Genomic DNA, 18549 nt, shown 5'->3' on the forward strand with positions numbered 1-18549 from the left:
TAGCGGTTGACGGGCGGTCAGCGGTTTTTCCGCTCCAGGGCAGTCATCGAAGGGGATGATTGCTCCTGGGTTCGCCATGTCAGAACCGCGCGGGGCTGAAGGGGGAAAGATCGATCGGCGGCTGGCGCCCGGCGACGAGTGCGGCAACGAGATCGGCCGTCGCGTGGGATTGCGTCATGCCGTAATGGCCATGGCCGAAGGCATAGATCACGTGCGGATTGCGGTGCGCCGTGCCGATCACCGGCAGCGAATCGGGCAGGGAAGGGCGGAAGCCCATCCAGAGCTTGCCGCTGTCGAAGGCAGGCAGACCGTCGATCAGGCGGTTGGCCTTGTCGTAGAGGCGGCGGGTGCGGGCATGATTCGGCGGAGCATCGAGACCGCCAAACTCGACCGCGCCGCCGATTCGCAGGCCCGAGTCGAGAGGTGTCGTGACGAAGCCGTGGCCCTCGAAGCCGACCGGGCGCGACAAGATCCCGGACACATCGGGAAAGCTGACATTGTAGCCGCGTTCGGTGTCGAGCGGCACGGCATCGCCCAAAGCTGCCGCCAGCGGTCTGGCCCAGGCGCCGGCTGCGACGACCGCGCGGTCTACCACGCGTTGCCAGCCATCGGGGCCGATCAGGGCGGGGCGATCGCCGAGGGAGATATTGCTGACGTCGGCCTTTTCGAAGACGGCGCCGCGTTCCAACGCGGCCTCGAACAAGGCGAGGGTCAGCTGGTGAGGGTCGCTGATATGGGCGGCGTCGGGGTGGAAGGCCGCGCCGACGAAAGCGGGCTTTAGCGCGGGCTCGAGCTGACGCAGTTCGGCGGCCCCGATCATCTCGACCTTGATGCCGAAGGCTGCCTGGCGCTCCGCGACCTTGTGCGCCGCGGCCAGCGCCCCGGCATCGTCAAAAACGTAAAGTCCGCCCTTCTGATGGATATGGCGCGTCAGGTTCGTGCGCTCGGCGCGCGCGAGCCAGGCCGGCAGGGCGCGCTTCTGCAGGGCGGCGATTCCGACGATGGAGCGCTCATAGGCTTGCGGGCGCGAGGCGAGCGCGAAACGCAGCAACCAGGGCAGGAGCTTCGGCAAATAGGCCGGACGGATGCTGAGCGGGCCGAGCGGATCGGCCAGGAACTTCGGCACCTGCCCCAGGATCTTGGGGCTGGCGATCGGCAGGATATCGGTATGGGCGATCCAGCCTGCATTGCCGCGCGAGGGGCCGAAGGCCGGCTCCTGGCGTTCGACGATCAGGACCTCATGCCCCTCATCGATAAGCGCATGGGCGATCGCGACGCCGACGATCCCTGCGCCGACAACCGCGACCTTCATGACAGGGCGAGCTCCTGGAGAGCCGAAGGCTGCTTCACCTCGATCTCGATGAATGCGATCGGGTGGTCGGACCCGTTCATCACGTCATGGCGGATGCCGGCCGCGCGCATATAGGCCTGCCCCTGATCCAGCGGCGTATCGATGACATCGTTGCCATTATGGATACGCAGCGTGCCGGCGATGAGCATCACCACGAAATAGGGCCAGCCATGCTGATGCCAGCCCGTCACGGCGCCCGGTTCGAAATCCCAGCGCGTGATCCGGATCGTCTCGTCATCCTGCTGGACGGTCGGCACGGCGGGAATCGAACAGGCGAAGGCCATCCGCTAACTCCTTCTCGGTCCGCCGCATCATTGGTCGGTGCAGCGCTCCGATCCATCGGACCGGTTGTCGGGCTGCTGCCAACCAATCGCGGCGATCGCTGCCGAGCTTGATATATCTGGATTGATATATCAAGCTGCCAGGCGAGATCAAGGTGCCGCGGCATCGCTCGGGGAAGCTATGAAGCAAAAGGAGGCCATCGATCCGGGCCGTGACGGCACGGACGTCGCCGGAGCGGGCGGGAGCCTGGCCGAGGTCGCCTACCGGCGCCTGGAAGAGGCCATCGTCACGCTCTCTCTGCGCCCCGGCGCGGTGCTGACGGAAGCGCAGCTGATCGACCTCGTCGGGCTCGGGCGGACGCCGGTTCGCGAGGCCTTGATCCGGCTGGCGCAACACGGGCTTGTCCAGATCCTGTCGCGCAAGGGCATTCTTGTCGCCGACATCAGCGCGATCGATATCATTGCGGCTCTCGATGCGCGCGAGGTGCTGGAACGCCTCGTGGTCGGCGAGGCGGCGAAGCGGGCGGGGCCTGTCGAGCGGATCGCGATTGTCGAAGCCGCGAAGGCAATGCGCCGGACCGCCGAGGATGGCGATGTTGCGGGCTATATGCGGCTCGACAAGGAACTGGACGGGCTGGTGGCCCAGGCCGCGCGCAGCCCCTATGCGACCCGCGCGGTCGAGCCTCTGCAGGCGCTGATCCGGCGCGCCTGGTATCATTTCGAGCGGCAGGACGACCTCGTGCCCGCCGCCCTGCACCATGGCAGCCTTGCCCAAGCCATCGCAGGCGCGGATTCGCTTGCCGCCACGGCGGCGAGCGATGCGCTGATGTCGCATCTTCGCAAAGGGTTGCTGGCGACGCTGGACCGCTGAGATGACCGCGGTCTCCATCTGATATATCTGATGGTACGACCCGGGCCGTGGCTTGCCCGGCGGCGACTGGTGCTGGCGGCTCCGAACCTCTACATGGTCAGGTATCCTCTGATCCGGAACAGTGAGCCGGCGCCCTAGTCCATGACGAAAACCGTTCACCCGCTGCCGCCCGCCCTGGAGCGCCCGGATGCTGCCGCGTTCCGCGATGCCATGGCGCAGGTCGTCAGTGCGGTGCATGTCGTGACGACGGAGGGGCCTGGCGGTCGCGTGGGGCTGACGGCGACGGCGGTCGCCTCTGTTTCCGATTCGCCGCCGACGGTGCTGGCCTGCCTCGCAAGGGCGAGCCGCACGCTGGCGGCGATCGAGGCAAGCGGCGCCTTCTGCATCAATACCTTGCCGGCCCATCTCGCCGAGCTGGCGGAGATTTTCGCGAGCCGGCGCGGCATCGATGGCGATGCGCGCTTCATGACGGCGCGCTGGGGCACGCTTACGACCGGCGCGCCGGTTCTGCTCGACGCGATTTCCGCCTTCGACTGCCGGCTGGTCGCTGCGCACGATATTGCCAGCCATCGCATCCTGATCGGCGAGGTCGCGGGCCTCGGCGGGGCGGGGCAGGGTGCGAGCCTGATCTATCGTCAGCGGCTGTTCGGTTCCGTCTGACTTTCCATCAATCACCTGTCCGCCTCGCCCCTTGTGCAGACGAGCGCTTTGCGACCATGGATAGGAACTGGACAGCCTTCGAACCGCGCCGGCCGCAGTCGTCCGAGCCGCGGCCTACAGCTCGGGAGATGCGCCATGGCGATGACGATGAACGGCGAGGTGACTCTGCCCGCCGCAAAGGAAGTGGTTTGGGCCAAGCTGAACGATGCTGACGTGCTGAAGGCCTGCATTCCAGGCTGCGAGCAGCTCAACAAGGACGATGAAACGCATTTCTCCGCCGTGGTGAAGGTCAAGCTCGGGCCGGTGAAGGCCAACTTCAAGGGCAAGGTCGAGCTCAACGACCTCGACCCGCCGAACGGTTATCGCATCGCAGGCGAGGGCGAGGGCGGCATCGCCGGCTTCGCCAAGGGCGGGGCCCGGGTCAATCTGAGCGATGCCGAAGGCGGTCAGACGCTGCTGCGCTACGAGGTCGAGGCCCAGGTCGGCGGCAAGCTGATGCAGCTGGGCTCGCGGCTGATCGATTCGGTCTCGAAGAAGCTCGCCGACGAGTTCTTCGCCAATTTTGCCAAGGCGGTCAGTGAAGGCTAGATCGCCGCGCGTCCTTTCCGACGCGAAGTGGCGATCTATCTCGGACCTCAGGAGGCCTTGCGCAGAGCGTCCAGCGCCTGGGAGACCGCCGTCTCGGCCGCGCCGACCTGAAGGGCGACGTCCGCCGCGGCCGCGTTTGCCCGTTCCAGGGCGCCCTGCGTCATGTCGAGGCTGTCGTTGACGGCGTTGGCGCTCTCGATCGCGACATCCGAACTGCCGGCGACCAGCGAGGCATCGTGAGCGATCATCGCCGTCACCCGGCTCTGCTGGGAGACGGCGTCCGAAATCGCCTCCGAATCCTGCCTGATCGCGTCAACCGTGGCGGCGATGGCTGCAGCATGTGCGCTGCAGGATTGGGCGCTGGCGGTCAGCTCGGCGATCTGGCCGGCAATGTCCTGCGTGGCGTTCGCGGTCTGCGTCGCCAGTGACTTTACTTCGGAAGCGACCACGGAGAAGCCGCGTCCGGACTCCCCGGCGCGCGCCGCCTCGATCGTGGCGTTGAGGGCGAGCAGATTGGTCTGCGCCGCGATGTCGGCGATCATGCCGACGACCTTGCCGATATTGCCCGTCACTTCGCGCAAGCGGGCGATCGCCTCGTTCATCTGCCCGGCATCGAGCACGGCCTGATGCGTGATCGACAAGCTCTGCCGGGCGCGCTGGCCGATATCGGCGATGTTGGCCGACATCTCCTCCGTGGCGGCGGCGGTCTGGATCGACTTTTCCCGGACGACCACCGATGCGCTCGCGACCTTGCCGACCGTATCCTTGATGAAGGCGGTGGCGCGACCGGTTTCGGTGGCCGTGGAGACGAACTGCTCGACCGCTTCGCTGATGGTGTTGTCCAGGTTGCCGATTCGGAATCGCAGGGTCGCGGCGGTCTGATCGATGGCGGAGGCCCGCCGCCGTGCATCGGCTTCCTCGTACTCCCGGTTCATCGTCATCGCGGTGTTGACGTCGTAGGTCAGCACCCGTTCGATCACGAAAAGATCCTCGGCGAATTGCCGCGGTGTGAACAGCGAGCGGCGGCGGCTCTCGAGGCAGAGCTCKCGGAACAGCGAGAAAGCGATCGAGGAGCGAGCCCTGGCGCGAACGCGGGCTTCCCTCTCGAGCAGACAGAGCCGCTCGGCCGAAGTGACGTAGTTCTCGTCGTAATCGCCTTCGAACAACAGGCGGAAATGCGCGGCGGAGGCTGGGTAGAGCGTCTCCGATACGGGGGCGACGCTGTTGCGAAGCTCGCTGTGGATGGAAAAGGCGCGCTCGAAATCGGCTGCAACCAACTGGTCGATCACGTCGTCGACCAAAGGGCGGTAGAGGCGCAGACGTGTGCGCTGCTTCTCGCCGTAGCCGATCGCCAGCAGCCGGCGTTGAATCTGTTCCATCAACACGGGCACGCGGCGACCCTCGTTCGCGGCCGGGATGGCGGCCACGAGCGCCGATGTTGTGGCAATACCCTTAAAAAAGCACCAACGCTGCAAGCTGGCTCACGATTTCCGGTCAGCGTCCGAGCAAGACGAAAACCGTCCTAATTCGGCGCAAAATGCATAGCACACTGAAAGTACCTGCCGCTTGACCCGGCAAAATCGTGGGTCCACATTCGTTTTTGAGCTGTTCCAAGGAAAAGCTGCCCGATGGGGCGAAGCTGCCGGAAGCGCTCAGCCTGACCCAGACCCAGGGAGGGGGTGGGCGGGCATCAGAGACGGGTCACAGGAGATGTGCTCATGACCACTGTTTCGCTGACGGTGAACGGCAAAGCCGTCACCGCCAATGTCGACCCGCGCACGCTGTTGGTGCAGCTTCTTCGCGAAGATCTGAGACTGACCGGCACCCATGTCGGTTGCGACACCAGCCAGTGCGGCGCCTGCGTCGTGCATCTCGACGGCAAGGCCGTCAAATCCTGCACCACGCTGGCCGTCTCGGTCGACGGTGCGAACGTGACCACCATCGAGGGGCTGGCCGATGGCGCCACCCTGCACCCGATGCAGGAGGCGTTCCGCGAGCATCACGGCCTGCAATGCGGCTTCTGCACGCCCGGCATGATCATGGCCGCCGTCGACATGGTGAACCGACGCGGCCACGAGCTCGACGAGAAGACGATCCGCGAGGATCTCGAAGGCAACATCTGCCGCTGCACGGGCTACCATAACATCGTCAAGGCGATCGCCGCCGGTGCGGAGGCGATGGGCAAGAGCGCGGCGCCGGTGCGCCAGGCTGCCGAGTGAGGCACCCGCCTGCGCCCCGTGGCGCGGGTTTTCATCCTTCATGCGTTCCAGCAGTGAGGCGTCCGAAAGAGGCGCTGTGCGAGGAGGGAACACCATGTCCGTTACCGGAATCGGCGCCGCAGTCCGCCGCAAGGAAGATCACCGCTTCATCACCGGCCAGGGCCGCTATACCGACGACGTCAACCGTCCGGGGCAGGCTCATGCCTACTTCCTGCGCTCGCCCCATGCCCATGCCAAGATCGGGGCGATCGACACCAAGGCAGCCGCGGCGATGCCGGGCGTGCTTGGCATCTTCACCGGTGCCGATCTCGCCGCCGACAAGATCGGCGGGTTGATCTGCGGCTGGATGATCCACAACAAGGACGGCTCGCCGATGCGTGCCGGTCCGCACCCGGCGCTGGCGCAGGGCAAGGTGCGCTATGTCGGCGACCATCTCGCCGTGGTGGTTGCCGAGACCCTGGCGCAGGCGCGCGACGCGGCAGAGGCGATCGTGGTCGATTACCAGGAGCTGCCGGCGGTGGTCGACACCGCCACGGCCATCGGCGCCAAGACGGTTGTCCATGACGAGGCGCCCGACAACAGCGTGTTCAACTGGCATCTCGGCGACAAGGACGCGACCGAGAAGGCGTTCAAGGCGGCCAAGCACGTCACGAAGCTCGACCTCGTCAACAATCGGCTGGTGCCGAACGCGATGGAGCCGCGCGCTGCCGTCGGCGATTACGACGCCGGAGACGGCGTCTTCACACTCTATACGACCAGCCAGAACCCGCATGTGGCGCGGCTCGTGCTCTCTGCCTTTATCGGCATCGCGCCGGAGAACAAGTTGCGCGTGATCGCGCCGGATGTCGGCGGCGGCTTCGGCTCGAAGATCTTCATTTATGCCGAGGAGACCGTCTGCGTCTGGGCGGCGAAGAAGGTCGGGCGGCCGGTGAAGTGGACGGCGGACCGGACGGAGGCCTTCCTTTCCGACGCACATGGCCGAGACCACGTCACCCACGCGGAACTCGCGACCGACGCGGAGGGCAGGATCCTCGGCATGAGGGTGCACACCACGGCCAATCTCGGCGCCTATCTTTCGACCTTCTCCTCCTCGGTGCCGACCTATCTCTACGCCCCGCTGCTCTCGGGCCAGTACGACATCCCGGCGATCTATTGCGAGGTCGACGCGGTCTACACCAACACCGCCCCGGTCGATGCCTATCGCGGCGCCGGGCGACCGGAGGCGACCTTCGTGGTCGAGCGGCTGGTCGAGGTCACGGCGCGCCAGCTCGGCAAGGATCCGGCCAAGTTCCGGCTGCAGAACTACATCAAGAAGTTCCCGCATCAGACGCCGGTCATCATGATGTACGACACCGGCAACTACAGCGCCTCGCTGAAGAAGGCGCTGGAGATGATCGACTACAAGGGGCTGGGCAAGCGCAAGCGCGACTCCGCCCGCAACGGCAAGCTGCGCGGCATCGGCTTCTCATCCTATATCGAGGCCTGCGGCATCGCGCCTTCGGCGGCGGTGGGCTCGCTTGGCGCAGGCGTCGGCCTGTGGGAATCGGCGGAGGTCAGGGTCAATCCGGTCGGGACGGTCGAGGTGCTCACCGGCTCGCACAGCCATGGCCAGGGCCATGAGACGACCTTCGCCCAGCTCGTCTCGGACCGGCTCGGCATTCCGATCGACAATGTCTCGATCGTCCATGGCGACACCGACAAGGTGCAGATGGGTATGGGCACCTATGGCTCGCGCTCGGGCGCCGTCGGCATGTCGGCGATCTTCAAGGCGCTCGACAAGGTCATCGCCAAGGGCAAGAAGGTCGCCGCCCATGTGCTGGAGGCGGATGAGGCCGATATCGACTTTGCCGACGGGCATTTCGCGGTGAAGGGCACCGACCGGAAGCTCGATTTCGGCTCCTGCGCGCTGCAGGCCTATATCGCCCACAAGTTCAACGGGCAGGAGCTGGAGCCGGGGCTGAAGGAGGGGGCGTTCTACGACCCGACCAACTTCACCTTCCCGGCCGGCGTCCATATCTGCGAGGTCGAGATCGACCCGGACACGGGTGTGACCCGGATCGATCGCTGGGCGGCGGTCGACGATTTCGGCAACATCATCAACCCGATGATCGTCGAGGGTCAGGTCCATGGCGGCATCGCCCAAGGCGTCGGCCAGGCGCTGCTGGAAGGCGCGCGCTACAATGACGACGGCCAGCTCGTGACCGCGAGCTTCATGGACTACTGCATGCCGCGCGCAGACGATTTGCCGTCCTTCGATGTCGGCATGACGGTGACGCCATGCCCGTCGAATCCGCTCGGCATCAAGGGCTGCGGCGAGGCCGGAGCCATCGCATCGCCCCCCGCCGTCATCAACGCCATCACCGACGCGCTCGGCCATGAGGACATCGCGATGCCGGCCACACCCCAGGCGGTGTGGCGCGCGGCGCAGAAGTCGATCAGCCGCATGGCGGCCGAGTGAGCTGAAAGGAAGAGCAAATGTACGCTTTCACCTATCACAAGCCCACCAGCGCCCGGCAGGCGGCGACGCTGCTTGCCAAGAAGGAGGACGCCAAGCTGCTGGCCGGCGGCCACACCTTGCTGCCGACGATGAAGCAGCGGCTGGCCTCGCCGACCGCGCTCGTCGATCTCGGCGGCTGCGCCGATCTCAAGGGCATCGCCCGCAAGGGCCGCAACCTCGTCATCGGCGCGATGACGACCCATGCCGAGGTCGCTGCCTCGGCTGAGGTGCAGGAAGCCATTCCGGCGCTCGCCTTCCTCGCCGACCATATCGGCGACCCGCATGTGCGCCATCGCGGCACGATCGGCGGCTCGGTCGCCAACAACGACCCGGCGGCGGACTATCCTGCGGCGCTGCTGGCGCTCGGCGCCACAGTCGTCACCAACAAGCGCAAGCTGACCGCCGACGAGTTCTTCACCGGGCTCTACGAGACGGCGTTGGAAGAGGGCGAGATCATCACGAAGGTCTCGTTCCCGCTCGCCTCGAAGGCGGGCTACGCCAAGTTCCGCAATCCGGCCTCCCGCTATGCCATGGTCGGCGTTTTCGTCGCCAAGCGCGGCAGCGAGATCCGCGTCGCGGTGACGGGCGCGGGCGAGGGCGGCGTCTTCCGCTGGCCGGAGGCGGAAGCGGCGCTCAAGACGCGCTTTGCGCCGAAGTCGCTCGACGGGCTCAAGCACACGGCTGACGGCATCAACGGCGACATTCACGCCGACCCCGAGTACCGCGCCCACCTGATCGGCTCCATGGCCAAGCAAGCCGTGGCGCAGGCGACGGCGAAGGCGGGCTGACGGCCGAGGGTTTGTCCGAGGCATGGCGGCACATGCTCCGTGATGCCCGGGCTCGACCCGAGCATCTCGTGAAGGCGAGGCGTGCTTCTTCCGGCAGGAGATTCTCGGGTCAGCGCTTCGCGCTGCCCCCAGAATGACGATCTACGGAGATGCTTCAGTAGAAGAAACGTTCCTCGGCGATCCGGCCGTTCGCGACGGTGTAGAGACCGACCTCGTCCATCACGCGGCGTTCGCCGGTCTCCTTGACGGTGACGTCGACATGGAAGCGGACGGCGAACTGGTCGCCGTTGAGATAGGGGCCTTCGCTGCTGAAATCGTGCATCTCGTGGTTCGCGACCCACCACTCGCCCTTCTGCCTGACGGCTTCCTTGCCGCGGCAGACGGCCATCGGGCCGGACATGTTCTCGTAGCTGACGATGTCGTCGGCGTTGAAGCGGTTGGCGGCCTCGTGGTGCTTGCCCTCCTTGAGCAGGGCAACGAAGTCCTTGGCGATCTGATCGGTGGTCATGATCTGCGCTCCGTCGTTCAGGCATATCGAGCCTGGAGTTCTCTACCGCTCTGCCATGTCAGCAGCATGGCCGTGCGTTCCGCGCCTTCCTTCATCCTGCCCGCCGCGATAGAAAATCGGTCATGCTGAACGCTTCCCGCATTCCCGCCTCCATCGACGCCACGCTCGCCCTGCTGCAGTCGCAGGGCTATGTCGCCGACCGCGCGCTGGCGACAGTGCTGTTTCTGGCGCTCCGGATGAAGCGGCCGCTGCTGCTCGAAGGGGAGGCCGGCACCGGCAAGACCGAGATCGCGAAGGTGCTCGCCGCTGGCCTGGGCCGGCGGCTCATCCGGCTGCAATGCTATGAGGGGCTCGACCTCGCCTCCGCCGTCTACGAGTGGAACTATTCCGGGCAGATGATGGCGATCCGGCTCGCCGAGGCCGGCGGCGTTGCCGAGGATCGCGAACGGCTGGAAGGCGATATCTTCTCCGAGAAATATCTGGTGAAGCGGCCGCTGCTGCAGGCGCTCGAACCGCAGGACGGCGGTGCGCCGATCCTGCTGATCGACGAGCTCGACCGCACCGACGAGGCCTTCGAGGCTTTCCTGCTCGAAGTGCTGGCTGATGCGCAGGTGACGATCCCGGAGTTCGGCACGGTGAAGGCTGCCGAACCGCCGATCGTGATCCTGACCTCGAACCGCACGCGCGAGATCCACGACGCGCTGAAGCGGCGCTGCCTCTATCACTGGGTCGGGTATCCCGACGCGGCGCGCGAACTCGCCATCCTCAAGGCAAAGGTGCCGGACGCGCCTGCCAAGCTCTCGAAGCAGGTCGTCGGCTTCGTGCAGGCGATCCGCAAGGAGGAGCTGTTCAAGGCGCCGGGTGTGGCCGAGACGCTGGACTGGGCGACGGCGCTGGTCGAGCTCGACGCCGTTGCGCTCGATCCGGCCATCGTCTCCGACACGCTGGGCGCGCTGCTGAAGTACCAGGACGATATCCAGGCGATGCAGAGCTCCAAGGTGAAGGAGTTGCTGGATCAGGCCAAGGCCGAGGTGGGTCGCTAGTCTTCAACTCGCGACAACAAGCGACATCGGCGGAGCAGCGTGAGGAGGGATGTCGTGAACGCAGACATCAAGGCCGTTGAAGCGACGGTGCGGACTTATCTCGATGGGCTCTATGAGGGGGATGCGGAAAAGCTCGCGCATGTATTTCATCCGACAAGCGCGCTCACCACCGCCCGCGAGGACGGCACGATCCACATCGTCCCGCGCGATCAATGGCTCGATCTCGTTCGGAACCGGCCTTCGCCCCACGCCGCGGGGCTGCAGCGCGACGACCATATCCTGACCATCGATCTCGTCGGGCCGACGCTGGCGCTGGTCAAGGTCAAATGCCAGATGCCGCCGCGCTACTTCACCGATCTGCTCTCGCTGCTGAAGATCGAGAGCCGCTGGCAGGTTGTCCAGAAGGTGTTCATGACGGAGACGAAGCCGGTATGATCAACCTCGGCCATCATCCTCAGGAGCCGCGCAGCGGCGTCTCGAAGGATGCTTCAGAGCGAACTGGAACATCCTTCCAGACGCGGGCGGTGCCCGCTCCTCAGGAGGAGGGTTGAGCTATGTGCTGTCCCCCATGACCGGGAAGCTCTCCGAGAACGTTGCCTATTTTGCGCGAGCCTTGCGCGCGGCCGGGCTGCCGGTCGGGTCCGGGGCGGTGGTCGAGGCGGTCGAGGCCTTGGGCGATGGTGCATTGGGCGACCGCGACGATGTCTACTGGGCCCTCCACGCGATCTTCGTGAAGAAGCATGAGGACAGCCCGATCTACGATCAGGCGTTCCGGCTGTTCTGGCGCCGCCGCAACCTGATCGAGAAGATCATGGCGCAGATGTCGCCGGTTTCGCCCGGGGCCGAGCGCCAGCCGCAGAAGGCCGAGGCGGGGGCGTTGCGCGTGGCCGAGGCCTTCTCGCCGCCTGCCCGCGAGGATGAGCCGCCGGTTGAGCTGACGGAGCTTACGGCGCGGCTGACGGTCTCGGATCGCGAGATGCTGAAATCGCGCGACTTCGCGCAGATGACCGCGGCGGAAATCGCCCGCGCCAAGCAGCTCATGGCCGAATTGAGGCTGCCGGACGACAGCGTGCCGACGCGGCGGTTCAGGCCCCTGGCGCATGGACGGACGATCGATCTGCGCCGGACGCTCCGGCAATCGCTCAGGGGAGGCGGCGGCTCGATCGACCTGGCCTTCCGTGAGCGGCGCGAGATGCATCCGCCGATCGTGGCGCTGGTCGATATCTCCGGCTCGATGGCGGAGTATTCGCGCATCTTCCTGCATTTCCTGCATGCGCTGACCGAGAAGCGCCGGCGCGTGCATTCCTTCGTCTTCGGCACCCGGCTGACCAACGTCACCCGGATGCTGAAGGCGCGCGATCCGGACGAGGCGCTGGCGCTTGCCGGGAGGGCGGCGCCGGATTGGGAGGGTGGCACCCGCATCTCCGCGGCACTGCACGAGTTCAACCGCGTCTGGTCGCGGCGCGTGCTGGCGGGCGGGGCGGTGGTGCTGCTCTTCACGGACGGGCTCGAGCGCCATCTCGACGACAGCCTCGCCTTCGAAATGGACCGGCTGCACCGTTCCTGCCGGCAACTGATCTGGCTCAACCCGCTGCTGCGTTACGACGCCTTCGCTGCGCGGGCGAGCGGCATCCGGGCGATGCTGCCGCATGTCGACAGCTTCCGGCCGATCCACAATCTCGCTGCCATGGCGGATCTCTGCACGGCGCTTTCGCGGGAGGTGGGGCGCGAGAACGATCCGCGCCTGTGGTTGAAACGGGCGCAGATGCCGAGGATCAGCGCCTGAAGCGGCCGTGCTGCAGGAAGTGGATGGTCTGGGCCATGGCTTCCGGATCGCGCATGATCAGGGGATGGCTCGTCGGCAGGACGATGTGGTCGCTCATGCCGGCGACGCGGGTGCGCTCGACCGAGACGCGCCCGTCATTGGGGCCGGGCAGCACCAGCGACGCGAAGACATAGAGCGAGCGATCACCGGCGATGACGCCGAGCGGGTAATCCACCGCTCCGAGCAGACGGCACAGCTCTTCGCTGCGCTGCGTCGCGAGCTGCCCGCCTGCCGGGCCGAAGGCGCTCTGATATAGCCAGTTCCGCTGCAGCAGGTCGGCGATCTCGCTGCCCTCGTTCGGCGGGGCGAGCATGACCACGCGGCCAAGCCGCTCCGGGGGGAAACGGTTGAGATAGGCGCGGGCGACGAGCCCGCCCATCGAATGGGTGACGAAGTGGAGATGCCCGGTCAGCGCGGCCTCGAAGGCCGCGATCGGGTCGCGAAGCCCTTCCACGATCTCGGACAGATCCTGCCGGCGCGAGGGGTAATCGAGATTGAGGACGCGATAGCCCGCCGCCGTGAGGGCCTGTTCGAGCAGCTTCATGGAGGTTGCGCGGCGCAGTATGCCGTGCAGCAGGACGACGCCGTCTTGGCCGGTCGCGGCCATGGATTTCCTCGGATCGGAGCGGGAAGGGCTTTGAACTTGGCAGAGCGCTAGCACATATATCGGCTGAGCATAACGACCGTGCTGGGTTCGCTCGACGCGAACCGGCCATTGGCGCATAAGATCGCATCTCGTTTCCGCGTCATCCGCGAAAGGCCCGGCGATGATCAGCACCGACACCGACATCCTGCGCGCTGCCGAGGAGTGGAGCCGCGGTGGCCGGCATGTGGCGATCGCCACGGTGGTCGAGACCTGGGGCTCGGCGCCGCGCCCGGTCGGCTCGCATCTCGTCATCGACGGCGAGGGCAATTTCCTCGGATCGGTCTCCGGCGGCTGTGTCGAAGGCGCGGTGGTGGCCGAAGCCGCCGACGTGATTGCCGACGGCAAGGCGCGCATGCTGGAATTCGGTGTCGCCGACGAGGCGGCCTGGAAGGTCGGCCTCTCCTGCGGCGGCCGCATCAAGGTCTATGTCGAGAAGGTGAACTGAGATGGCCTCCTGGGAAACGCTGATCGCCTTCGCGACGGTGACGATCCTTGTCGCCTATTTTCCGGGGCCGGCGCTGCTCTACACCGCTGCCCAGACGATCAGCCATGGCCGCAAGGCTGGCCTGATGGCGATGCTCGGAATCCATCTCGGCTGCTATGTCCACGTCTTCGCCGCCGCCTTCGGCCTCTCCGCCGTGTTCAAGCATGTGCCGGAACTCTACATGGCGGTGAAGATCGCCGGAGCGATCTATCTGGTCTGGATCGGCATCGGCATGATCCGCTCGCGGATGGGCGCGCCCGATCAGCCTGTCGCACCTCCGAAGACGGTGAAGCGCGCCCTGCTCGATTCCTTCATCGTCGAGATCCTGAACCCGAAGGTCGCGCTGTTCTTCATCGCGCTCCTGCCGCAGTTCGTCGATCCCGCCGCCTCGCTGCCGGTCTGGGTACAGTTCCTGATCCTCGGCACGATCGTCAATTTTGCCTTCTCCTCGGCCGATCTCGTCACTGTCTTCGGCGCCTCCTTCGTTGTGGGCGCGATGAAGAAGACCAAGGCGGGGTTCGCCTTCGGACGCTGGATCGGCGGCTCGCTGATGATCGGGCTGGGGCTGAAACTCGCGGTGGACAGGGGCTGAGCCCGTGGATCTCTCACTCCTCGCGGCGCTCAATGCCGAGCGCCAGGCACGCCGCGCCACCGTGCTCGTCACCGACATAGCCAGTGGTGCGCAGCGGCTCGTCAGGCAGGCGGCGATTACCGGCGATCCGCTGGCCGAGCCGCTGGAACGGCAGCTGCGCATGGGCAAGAGCGGCATGGTCGAGGTCGAGGGTGTCCAGTACTTCCTCACCGTGCAGGCCCCGCATCCGCGGATCGTGGTGACGGGCGCCGTTCATATCTCGCAGGCGATGGCGCCGATGGCGAAGACGCTCGACCTCGACCTCGTCATCATCGACCCCCGCACCGCCTTCGCGACGCCCGAGCGGTTTCCGGAGACCGAATTGCTGGCGGAATGGCCGGATGAGGCCATCGGCCGGATCGGCCTCGACAGCTACACCGCCTTCGTCGCCCTGACGCATGATCCGAAGATCGACGATCCCGGCCTGGAAGCGGCGCTGCGTTCGGACTGCTTCTATGTCGGCGCGCTCGGCAGCCGGAAGACCCATGGCAAGCGTGTCGAGCGCCTGACCGCGGCGGGCTTCGATTCTGCCGCGATCGAGCGCATCCGCGCGCCGATCGGGCTCGATATCGGGGCGGTTTCGCCGGCGGAGATCGCGCTCGCGATCCTCGCGGAGATCGTCTCGACTTTGCGCGGCCCGCGCCGCAAGCCGGCCTGAAAGGCGCAGCAGATGAGGTTCGGGCCCGTCCCCATCGCCGAGGCTGTCGGCTGCATTGCGGCGCATACGATTCGCGCCGGCGGGGCGACGGTGAAGAAGGGCGCCACGATCAAGGCGGAGATGGCGGCGCGGCTCCAGGAAGCCGGTGTCCGCGAGATCGTCGCGGTACGTCTGGAGCCTGGCGATATCGGCGAGAACGCAGCTGCCGAGCGCCTGGCCGCACAGATGACCGGCGAGGCGATTACCGCCGAGCTGCCCTTCACCGGCCGGGTCAACATGTTCGCCGCCGCGGCGGGCGTTCTCAAGATCGACGTGGCCGCCATCGATGCCTTCAACGCGGTGGATGAGGCGATCACGGTCGCGACACTGCCGGCCCTCAAGGCAGTGGTGGCGGGCGAGCTCGTTGCGACGGTCAAGATCATTCCCTACGCGGTTGCCGAGACCCAGATGCAGCAGGCGCTGGCGGCGCTCGGGGCCGGGCCGGCCATCGCGGTCGCACCCTATCGTCCATCGCGGGTGGCGGTGATCTCGACCCTGTTGCCGGGCCTCAAGCCGAGCGTCGTCGACAAAACCTTGCGGATCATGGAGGAGCGTCTGGCGCCGGCACAGGCCGTTCTGGCGGCCGACAAGCGCGTGCCGCATCAGCCGCGGCCGCTCGCCGAGGCCATTGCCGAGCAGGCGAAGGGAAATGCCGACATCATCGTGGTGTTCGGCGCCTCGGCCATCACCGACCGGCGCGACGTCATTCCGCAGGCTCTGGTGGAAGCCGGCGGCGAGGTCGAGCATCTCGGCATGCCGGTCGACCCCGGCAATCTGTTGATGCTCGGCAGGCTCGAAGGCAAGCCGGTGATAGGGGCGCCCGGCTGTGCTCGCTCGCCCAAGGAAAACAGCTTCGACTGGGTGCTGCAGCGCAGCCTCGCCGGCATCCGGGTCGGACGGTCGGACGTCCAGCGGATGGGCGTCGGCGGGCTGCTGATGGAGATCGTCTCGCGGCCGCAGCCGCGCGCGCCCGGGCATGGCGAAGCCGGCTCGATTGCCGGAATCGTGCTCGCCGCCGGGCAGTCGGCGCGCATGGGGGCAAGCAACAAGCTGCTTCAGCCGCTGCGCGGCAAGCCGATCCTGCGTCACGCAGTGGAGGCGCAGCTCGAAGCCGGCCTGTCTCCGGTCCTCGTCATTACCGGTCACGAGCAGGGTGCCGTCGCGGCTGCCCTTGCGGATCTGCCCGTCCGGGTCGTGCACAACCCCGATTATGCCTCGGGCCTGGCGAGCTCCTTGAAAACCGGGATCGCGGCCCTGCCCGGCGAGGTGCGGGGGGCGGTGGTCTCGCTCGGCGACATGCCGAACGTGACCCCGAATGTGATCGAGCGGCTGATCGACGCGCATGGAGCGCGGCCCGAGGCGCTCGCCGTCGTGCCCACGCTGTTCGGGCAGCGGGGCAACCCGGTGCTGCTGGCGCGAGAGGTCTTCCCGGCAGTGTCGTTGCTCACGGGCGATCGCGGGGCGCGGCGGCTGCTCGACGAAGCCGGCGAGCGGGTGGTCGAGGTCGCCTTCGAAGATCCGGCGATCGCGATCGACGTCGATACGCCGGAGGCGTTGCGGGCGCTGCAGGGCTGAGCGTCAAAGGAGCCAGTGCAGGCTCAGCGAGCCATAGGCGTTCGAAGGCCGGTCGCTTGTTCTCTGCCAGCCGCCGGACAGGCGCCATTCCAGATTGAGGAATCGCAGGCCCGTGAGGTGAAGCCCGAGCCGCAGCTTGCGATAGTCTTGCTCGCGATAGGCCTCGACTTCGGGGCCGACATAGAACCCGGTCGGCATCTGCCAGCCGGGTGCAAGCCGCCCCCAGAGCCGATGATTGACCGAGGAAACATAGGCATTGGCCTGCAGCATCATGCCATCGGCAGGCATTGCCCAGAGATCGGCCTGGAGCCGCGCGCCGTAGCGCGTCGTGATCATCGATGGACCGAAGGTTTCGACGCTCTGCTCGCTTTCGACGTCGGAGCCGGCATAAAGCGCGAAAAAGCTGTCGCCAATGCGCCATTCATAGCCCAGCAGCGCCTGTGACTCGGCCTTGTAGGTGGTGCCATGCGGTGGCTGGCGCCGCGTCTGTTCCTGCGAGCCCCCGGCTTTGAGGAAGAGCCTGAAGCCACTTTCGGCAAGCCCGCCGCCGAGCGCCCGTTTCGTGCCGACCGATGCGAAGGTTTTTGTCGGCCCTGCTTCCATCGAGCCGAATATCACCACCGAGACGGGGGAACGCTCTTCCGAGGCCTCCTCCGCACAAGGCAGATCGACAGGAGCGGCTGTCACGACAAGCACCAGCCCGGCCCGCTTGGCCTTGCCCCAGCCATACGCCACGCACACCCCCCGATAACGCGATGTCGCGGGCGCCGACCCACGTACCGGTTGAGATTGCAGCAGGTTGGCATTAAAATTGCAAGGGTTTGTTAACCAACCGGGAGCAGCCTCGACATATCCGGCAAAGCTTTCATTCCGTTTCAGGAGAGGAGGTGGCGATGGTCTCGGCAGACTTCATCAAGCAGCTGGAAGGCTACGGGCTGACAACGGCGACGATCCTCTATCGTATGCCGGATCACCTCCACGTCCTGCAGACCTATATCTGGCAGCAATACGACCTGGCGCCTCGCTTTCCGGTGCTTCAGGAATTTCTCGCCTTCTGGCGGCGCGAGCTCGATGGACCGCTTCATTCGGTCACCGTCGCGCATTCACGCCTGATCCGGCCGGCCGAAATCCGCAACCTGAACGGCGTGCTGACGCTGCACTGAGCAGGCCGCCCTTGGGGTGGCCTTGAGCGCCGGGCATTGAACGCCTGCGCGGGGCGTGCTTGTTGGGCGGCGGTCGGCCATGCTAGGCGGGCGCTTCCGCTTCGGCACGGCCTTTGTTCCCTTGTCATCTTCCCTGCGCACCTCCGGACTTCTCACGGCTCTCGCCGGACTGCCCGGGGAACGGATTGCGGTCGGTACGATCGTCGCCGCACTTCAGGACCGGGCCTACGCCCTGCTCGTCGTGCTGCTCGGCCTGCCGAACTGCCTTCCGATGCCGCCGCCGATCCCGTTGGTCTGCGGTCTGGTCCTCGCCTTCATTGCCCTGCAGATGCTGATGGGCCGGCGGATGCCGTGGCTTCCGCAGGCGCTGCTTACCCGCAGCATCGGCAAGCCCGAGCTCAATCGCGCTGTGCAGCGGGCGCTTCCAGCGCTGGTCCGGCTCGAACGCTTCTCCAAGCCGCGCCTGACGATGCTGGGCAGCCCCTACGCGGTCCCGATACTGGGACTTCTGATACTGGTCCTGGCGCTGGGTCTGATCGTCGCAGCGCCGTTCATCGGCCAGATACCGCTCGGCCTCGCCGTCTGTCTGGTCGGACTCGGCCTCGTCGAGCGCGACGGGGTGCTGATCATCATCGGGGCGGTCTTCGGTGCGGCGGGGCTGCTGCTCAGCGCCGGTTTCGCCTACGCGATCTTCAGCGGCATCCACGAGCTGCTGTTCTGAA

Annotated in this window: 21 protein-coding genes; 15 read left to right on the forward strand and 6 right to left on the reverse strand. The window is 66.4% G+C overall.

Translation table 11 applies throughout. From position 1 onward, the window contains the following. Nucleotides 1–79: 79 nt before the first annotated feature. The gene (locus AB4Z10_RS17495; RefSeq protein WP_441471659.1) at nucleotides 80–1312 is read right to left on the reverse strand and encodes an NAD(P)/FAD-dependent oxidoreductase; all 1233 of its coding nucleotides are present in this window, start codon (nucleotides 1310–1312) and stop codon (nucleotides 80–82) included. Beyond that, nucleotides 1309–1635 (reverse strand): cupin domain-containing protein, encoded by a 327-nt coding sequence (locus AB4Z10_RS17500; RefSeq protein WP_441471660.1) that lies wholly within the window; start codon nucleotides 1633–1635, stop codon nucleotides 1309–1311. Before AB4Z10_RS17500 ends, AB4Z10_RS17495 begins: the two co-directional genes overlap by 4 nt. A 178-nt stretch (nucleotides 1636–1813) precedes the next feature. Here AB4Z10_RS17500 and AB4Z10_RS17505 point away from each other — a divergent pair, with 178 nt between their 5' ends. The 3 genes from AB4Z10_RS17505 (at nucleotide 1814) to AB4Z10_RS17515 (ending at nucleotide 3751) form a co-directional block, all read left to right on the forward strand. Beyond that, the gene (locus AB4Z10_RS17505; protein ID WP_441471661.1) at nucleotides 1814–2503 is read left to right on the forward strand and encodes a GntR family transcriptional regulator; all 690 of its coding nucleotides are present in this window, start codon (nucleotides 1814–1816) and stop codon (nucleotides 2501–2503) included. Nucleotides 2504–2644: 141 nt separating this feature from the next. Continuing rightward, nucleotides 2645–3163, forward strand: coding sequence for a flavin reductase family protein (locus AB4Z10_RS17510; RefSeq protein ID WP_441471662.1), 519 nt, complete (start codon nucleotides 2645–2647; stop codon nucleotides 3161–3163). A 135-nt stretch (nucleotides 3164–3298) separates the two neighbouring features. Beyond that, on the forward strand, nucleotides 3299–3751 hold the full coding sequence (locus AB4Z10_RS17515; RefSeq protein WP_441471663.1) for an SRPBCC family protein: 453 nt from the start codon (nucleotides 3299–3301) through the stop codon (nucleotides 3749–3751). A 47-nt stretch (nucleotides 3752–3798) separates the two neighbouring features. On the opposite strand, the gene AB4Z10_RS17520 is transcribed toward AB4Z10_RS17515, so the two are convergent. Then, a complete protein-coding gene (locus tag AB4Z10_RS17520) occupies nucleotides 3799–5142 on the reverse strand; it encodes a methyl-accepting chemotaxis protein (protein WP_441471664.1) in 1344 nt (447 codons plus the stop codon). Between the two features lie 327 nt (nucleotides 5143–5469). On the opposite strand from AB4Z10_RS17520, the gene AB4Z10_RS17525 reads away from it, so the two are divergent. The 3 genes from AB4Z10_RS17525 to AB4Z10_RS17535 all read left to right on the forward strand — a co-directional run bounded on the left by AB4Z10_RS17525 (nucleotide 5470) and on the right by AB4Z10_RS17535 (nucleotide 9255). Further along, a complete protein-coding gene (locus AB4Z10_RS17525) occupies nucleotides 5470–5970 on the forward strand; it encodes a (2Fe-2S)-binding protein (protein WP_441471665.1) in 501 nt (166 codons plus the stop codon). Nucleotides 5971–6064: 94 nt separating this feature from the next. Next, on the forward strand, nucleotides 6065–8428 hold the full coding sequence (locus tag AB4Z10_RS17530) for a xanthine dehydrogenase family protein molybdopterin-binding subunit (protein WP_441471666.1): 2364 nt from the start codon (nucleotides 6065–6067) through the stop codon (nucleotides 8426–8428). Between the two features lie 17 nt (nucleotides 8429–8445). Next, entirely contained in the window at nucleotides 8446–9255 is an 810-nt protein-coding gene (locus AB4Z10_RS17535) for an FAD binding domain-containing protein (RefSeq protein WP_441471667.1), read from the forward strand. 154 nt (nucleotides 9256–9409) lie between these two features. On the opposite strand, the gene AB4Z10_RS17540 is transcribed toward AB4Z10_RS17535, so the two are convergent. Continuing rightward, nucleotides 9410–9763 carry a SnoaL-like domain-containing protein gene (locus tag AB4Z10_RS17540; protein ID WP_441471668.1) on the reverse strand — a complete coding sequence of 118 codons (354 nt, stop codon included), beginning with the start codon at nucleotides 9761–9763 and terminating at the stop codon, nucleotides 9410–9412. Nucleotides 9764–9885: 122 nt separating this feature from the next. On the opposite strand from AB4Z10_RS17540, the gene AB4Z10_RS17545 reads away from it, so the two are divergent. The 3 genes from AB4Z10_RS17545 to AB4Z10_RS17555 all read left to right on the forward strand — a co-directional run bounded on the left by AB4Z10_RS17545 (nucleotide 9886) and on the right by AB4Z10_RS17555 (nucleotide 12592). Continuing rightward, on the forward strand, nucleotides 9886–10806 hold the full coding sequence (locus AB4Z10_RS17545) for an AAA family ATPase (protein ID WP_441471669.1): 921 nt from the start codon (nucleotides 9886–9888) through the stop codon (nucleotides 10804–10806). Nucleotides 10807–10860: 54 nt separating this feature from the next. Beyond that, nucleotides 10861–11241, forward strand: coding sequence for a nuclear transport factor 2 family protein (locus tag AB4Z10_RS17550; RefSeq protein WP_441471670.1), 381 nt, complete (start codon nucleotides 10861–10863; stop codon nucleotides 11239–11241). Between the two features lie 133 nt (nucleotides 11242–11374). Next, a complete protein-coding gene (locus AB4Z10_RS17555; protein ID WP_441471805.1) occupies nucleotides 11375–12592 on the forward strand; it encodes a vWA domain-containing protein in 1218 nt (405 codons plus the stop codon). Here AB4Z10_RS17555 and AB4Z10_RS17560 read toward each other — a convergent pair. Further along, nucleotides 12582–13238, reverse strand: a complete 657-nt coding sequence (locus AB4Z10_RS17560; RefSeq protein ID WP_441471671.1) for an esterase/lipase family protein — start codon at nucleotides 13236–13238, stop codon at nucleotides 12582–12584. The two genes, AB4Z10_RS17555 and AB4Z10_RS17560, sit on opposite strands and share 11 nt — an antisense overlap. 160 nt (nucleotides 13239–13398) lie before the next feature. On the opposite strand from AB4Z10_RS17560, the gene AB4Z10_RS17565 reads away from it, so the two are divergent. The 4 genes from AB4Z10_RS17565 to AB4Z10_RS17580 are packed head-to-tail and all read left to right on the forward strand — an operon-like array spanning nucleotide 13399 to nucleotide 16664. Continuing rightward, nucleotides 13399–13722: an XdhC family protein gene (locus AB4Z10_RS17565; protein ID WP_441471672.1), complete on the forward strand. Its 324-nt coding sequence runs from the start codon at nucleotides 13399–13401 to the stop codon at nucleotides 13720–13722. 1 nt (nucleotide 13723) lies between these two features. Then, nucleotides 13724–14353, forward strand: coding sequence for a LysE family translocator (locus tag AB4Z10_RS17570; protein ID WP_441471673.1), 630 nt, complete (start codon nucleotides 13724–13726; stop codon nucleotides 14351–14353). Between the two features lie 4 nt (nucleotides 14354–14357). After that, a complete protein-coding gene (locus tag AB4Z10_RS17575; protein ID WP_441471674.1) occupies nucleotides 14358–15050 on the forward strand; it encodes an XdhC family protein in 693 nt (230 codons plus the stop codon). Nucleotides 15051–15062: 12 nt separating this feature from the next. Further along, nucleotides 15063–16664: an NTP transferase domain-containing protein gene (locus AB4Z10_RS17580; RefSeq protein WP_441471675.1), complete on the forward strand. Its 1602-nt coding sequence runs from the start codon at nucleotides 15063–15065 to the stop codon at nucleotides 16662–16664. Nucleotides 16665–16667: 3 nt separating this feature from the next. On the opposite strand, the gene bcsS is transcribed toward AB4Z10_RS17580, so the two are convergent. Continuing rightward, nucleotides 16668–17399 (reverse strand): cellulose biosynthesis protein BcsS, encoded by a 732-nt coding sequence (gene bcsS / locus AB4Z10_RS17585; protein ID WP_441471676.1) that lies wholly within the window; start codon nucleotides 17397–17399, stop codon nucleotides 16668–16670. Between the two features lie 158 nt (nucleotides 17400–17557). Between bcsS and AB4Z10_RS17590 the strand changes: the two genes are divergently transcribed. Next, a complete protein-coding gene (locus tag AB4Z10_RS17590; protein ID WP_441471677.1) occupies nucleotides 17558–17827 on the forward strand; it encodes an usg protein in 270 nt (89 codons plus the stop codon). 121 nt (nucleotides 17828–17948) lie between these two features. After that, on the forward strand, nucleotides 17949–18548 hold the full coding sequence (locus AB4Z10_RS17595; protein WP_441471806.1) for an exopolysaccharide biosynthesis protein: 600 nt from the start codon (nucleotides 17949–17951) through the stop codon (nucleotides 18546–18548). The last annotated feature ends 1 nt before the right edge of the window (nucleotide 18549 follow it).

The sequence above is a fragment of the Allobosea sp. RAF48 genome, from assembly GCF_052114025.1.
Lineage (GTDB): Bacteria > Pseudomonadota > Alphaproteobacteria > Rhizobiales > Beijerinckiaceae > Allobosea.

Excerpts from the sequence above, each read along its gene's own strand:
- AB4Z10_RS17580 (WP_441471675.1), top strand. The coding sequence starts at position 15,063 with ATGAGGTTCGGGCCCGTCCCCATCGCCGAGGCTGTCGGCTGCATTGCG.
- AB4Z10_RS17510 (WP_441471662.1), top strand. The coding sequence starts at position 2,645 with ATGACGAAAACCGTTCACCCGCTGCCGCCCGCCCTGGAGCGCCCGGAT.
- AB4Z10_RS17540 (WP_441471668.1), bottom strand. The coding sequence starts at position 9,763 with ATGACCACCGATCAGATCGCCAAGGACTTCGTTGCCCTGCTCAAGGAG.
- AB4Z10_RS17545 (WP_441471669.1), top strand. The coding sequence starts at position 9,886 with ATGCTGAACGCTTCCCGCATTCCCGCCTCCATCGACGCCACGCTCGCC.
- AB4Z10_RS17525 (WP_441471665.1), top strand. The coding sequence starts at position 5,470 with ATGACCACTGTTTCGCTGACGGTGAACGGCAAAGCCGTCACCGCCAAT.
- AB4Z10_RS17515 (WP_441471663.1), top strand. The coding sequence starts at position 3,299 with ATGGCGATGACGATGAACGGCGAGGTGACTCTGCCCGCCGCAAAGGAA.
- AB4Z10_RS17555 (WP_441471805.1), top strand. The coding sequence starts at position 11,375 with ATGACCGGGAAGCTCTCCGAGAACGTTGCCTATTTTGCGCGAGCCTTG.
- AB4Z10_RS17570 (WP_441471673.1), top strand. The coding sequence starts at position 13,724 with ATGGCCTCCTGGGAAACGCTGATCGCCTTCGCGACGGTGACGATCCTT.
- AB4Z10_RS17495 (WP_441471659.1), bottom strand. The coding sequence starts at position 1,312 with ATGAAGGTCGCGGTTGTCGGCGCAGGGATCGTCGGCGTCGCGATCGCC.
- AB4Z10_RS17560 (WP_441471671.1), bottom strand. The coding sequence starts at position 13,238 with ATGGCCGCGACCGGCCAAGACGGCGTCGTCCTGCTGCACGGCATACTG.
- AB4Z10_RS17505 (WP_441471661.1), top strand. The coding sequence starts at position 1,814 with ATGAAGCAAAAGGAGGCCATCGATCCGGGCCGTGACGGCACGGACGTC.
- AB4Z10_RS17500 (WP_441471660.1), bottom strand. The coding sequence starts at position 1,635 with ATGGCCTTCGCCTGTTCGATTCCCGCCGTGCCGACCGTCCAGCAGGAT.
- AB4Z10_RS17535 (WP_441471667.1), top strand. The coding sequence starts at position 8,446 with ATGTACGCTTTCACCTATCACAAGCCCACCAGCGCCCGGCAGGCGGCG.
- AB4Z10_RS17590 (WP_441471677.1), top strand. The coding sequence starts at position 17,558 with ATGGTCTCGGCAGACTTCATCAAGCAGCTGGAAGGCTACGGGCTGACA.
- AB4Z10_RS17565 (WP_441471672.1), top strand. The coding sequence starts at position 13,399 with ATGATCAGCACCGACACCGACATCCTGCGCGCTGCCGAGGAGTGGAGC.
- AB4Z10_RS17530 (WP_441471666.1), top strand. The coding sequence starts at position 6,065 with ATGTCCGTTACCGGAATCGGCGCCGCAGTCCGCCGCAAGGAAGATCAC.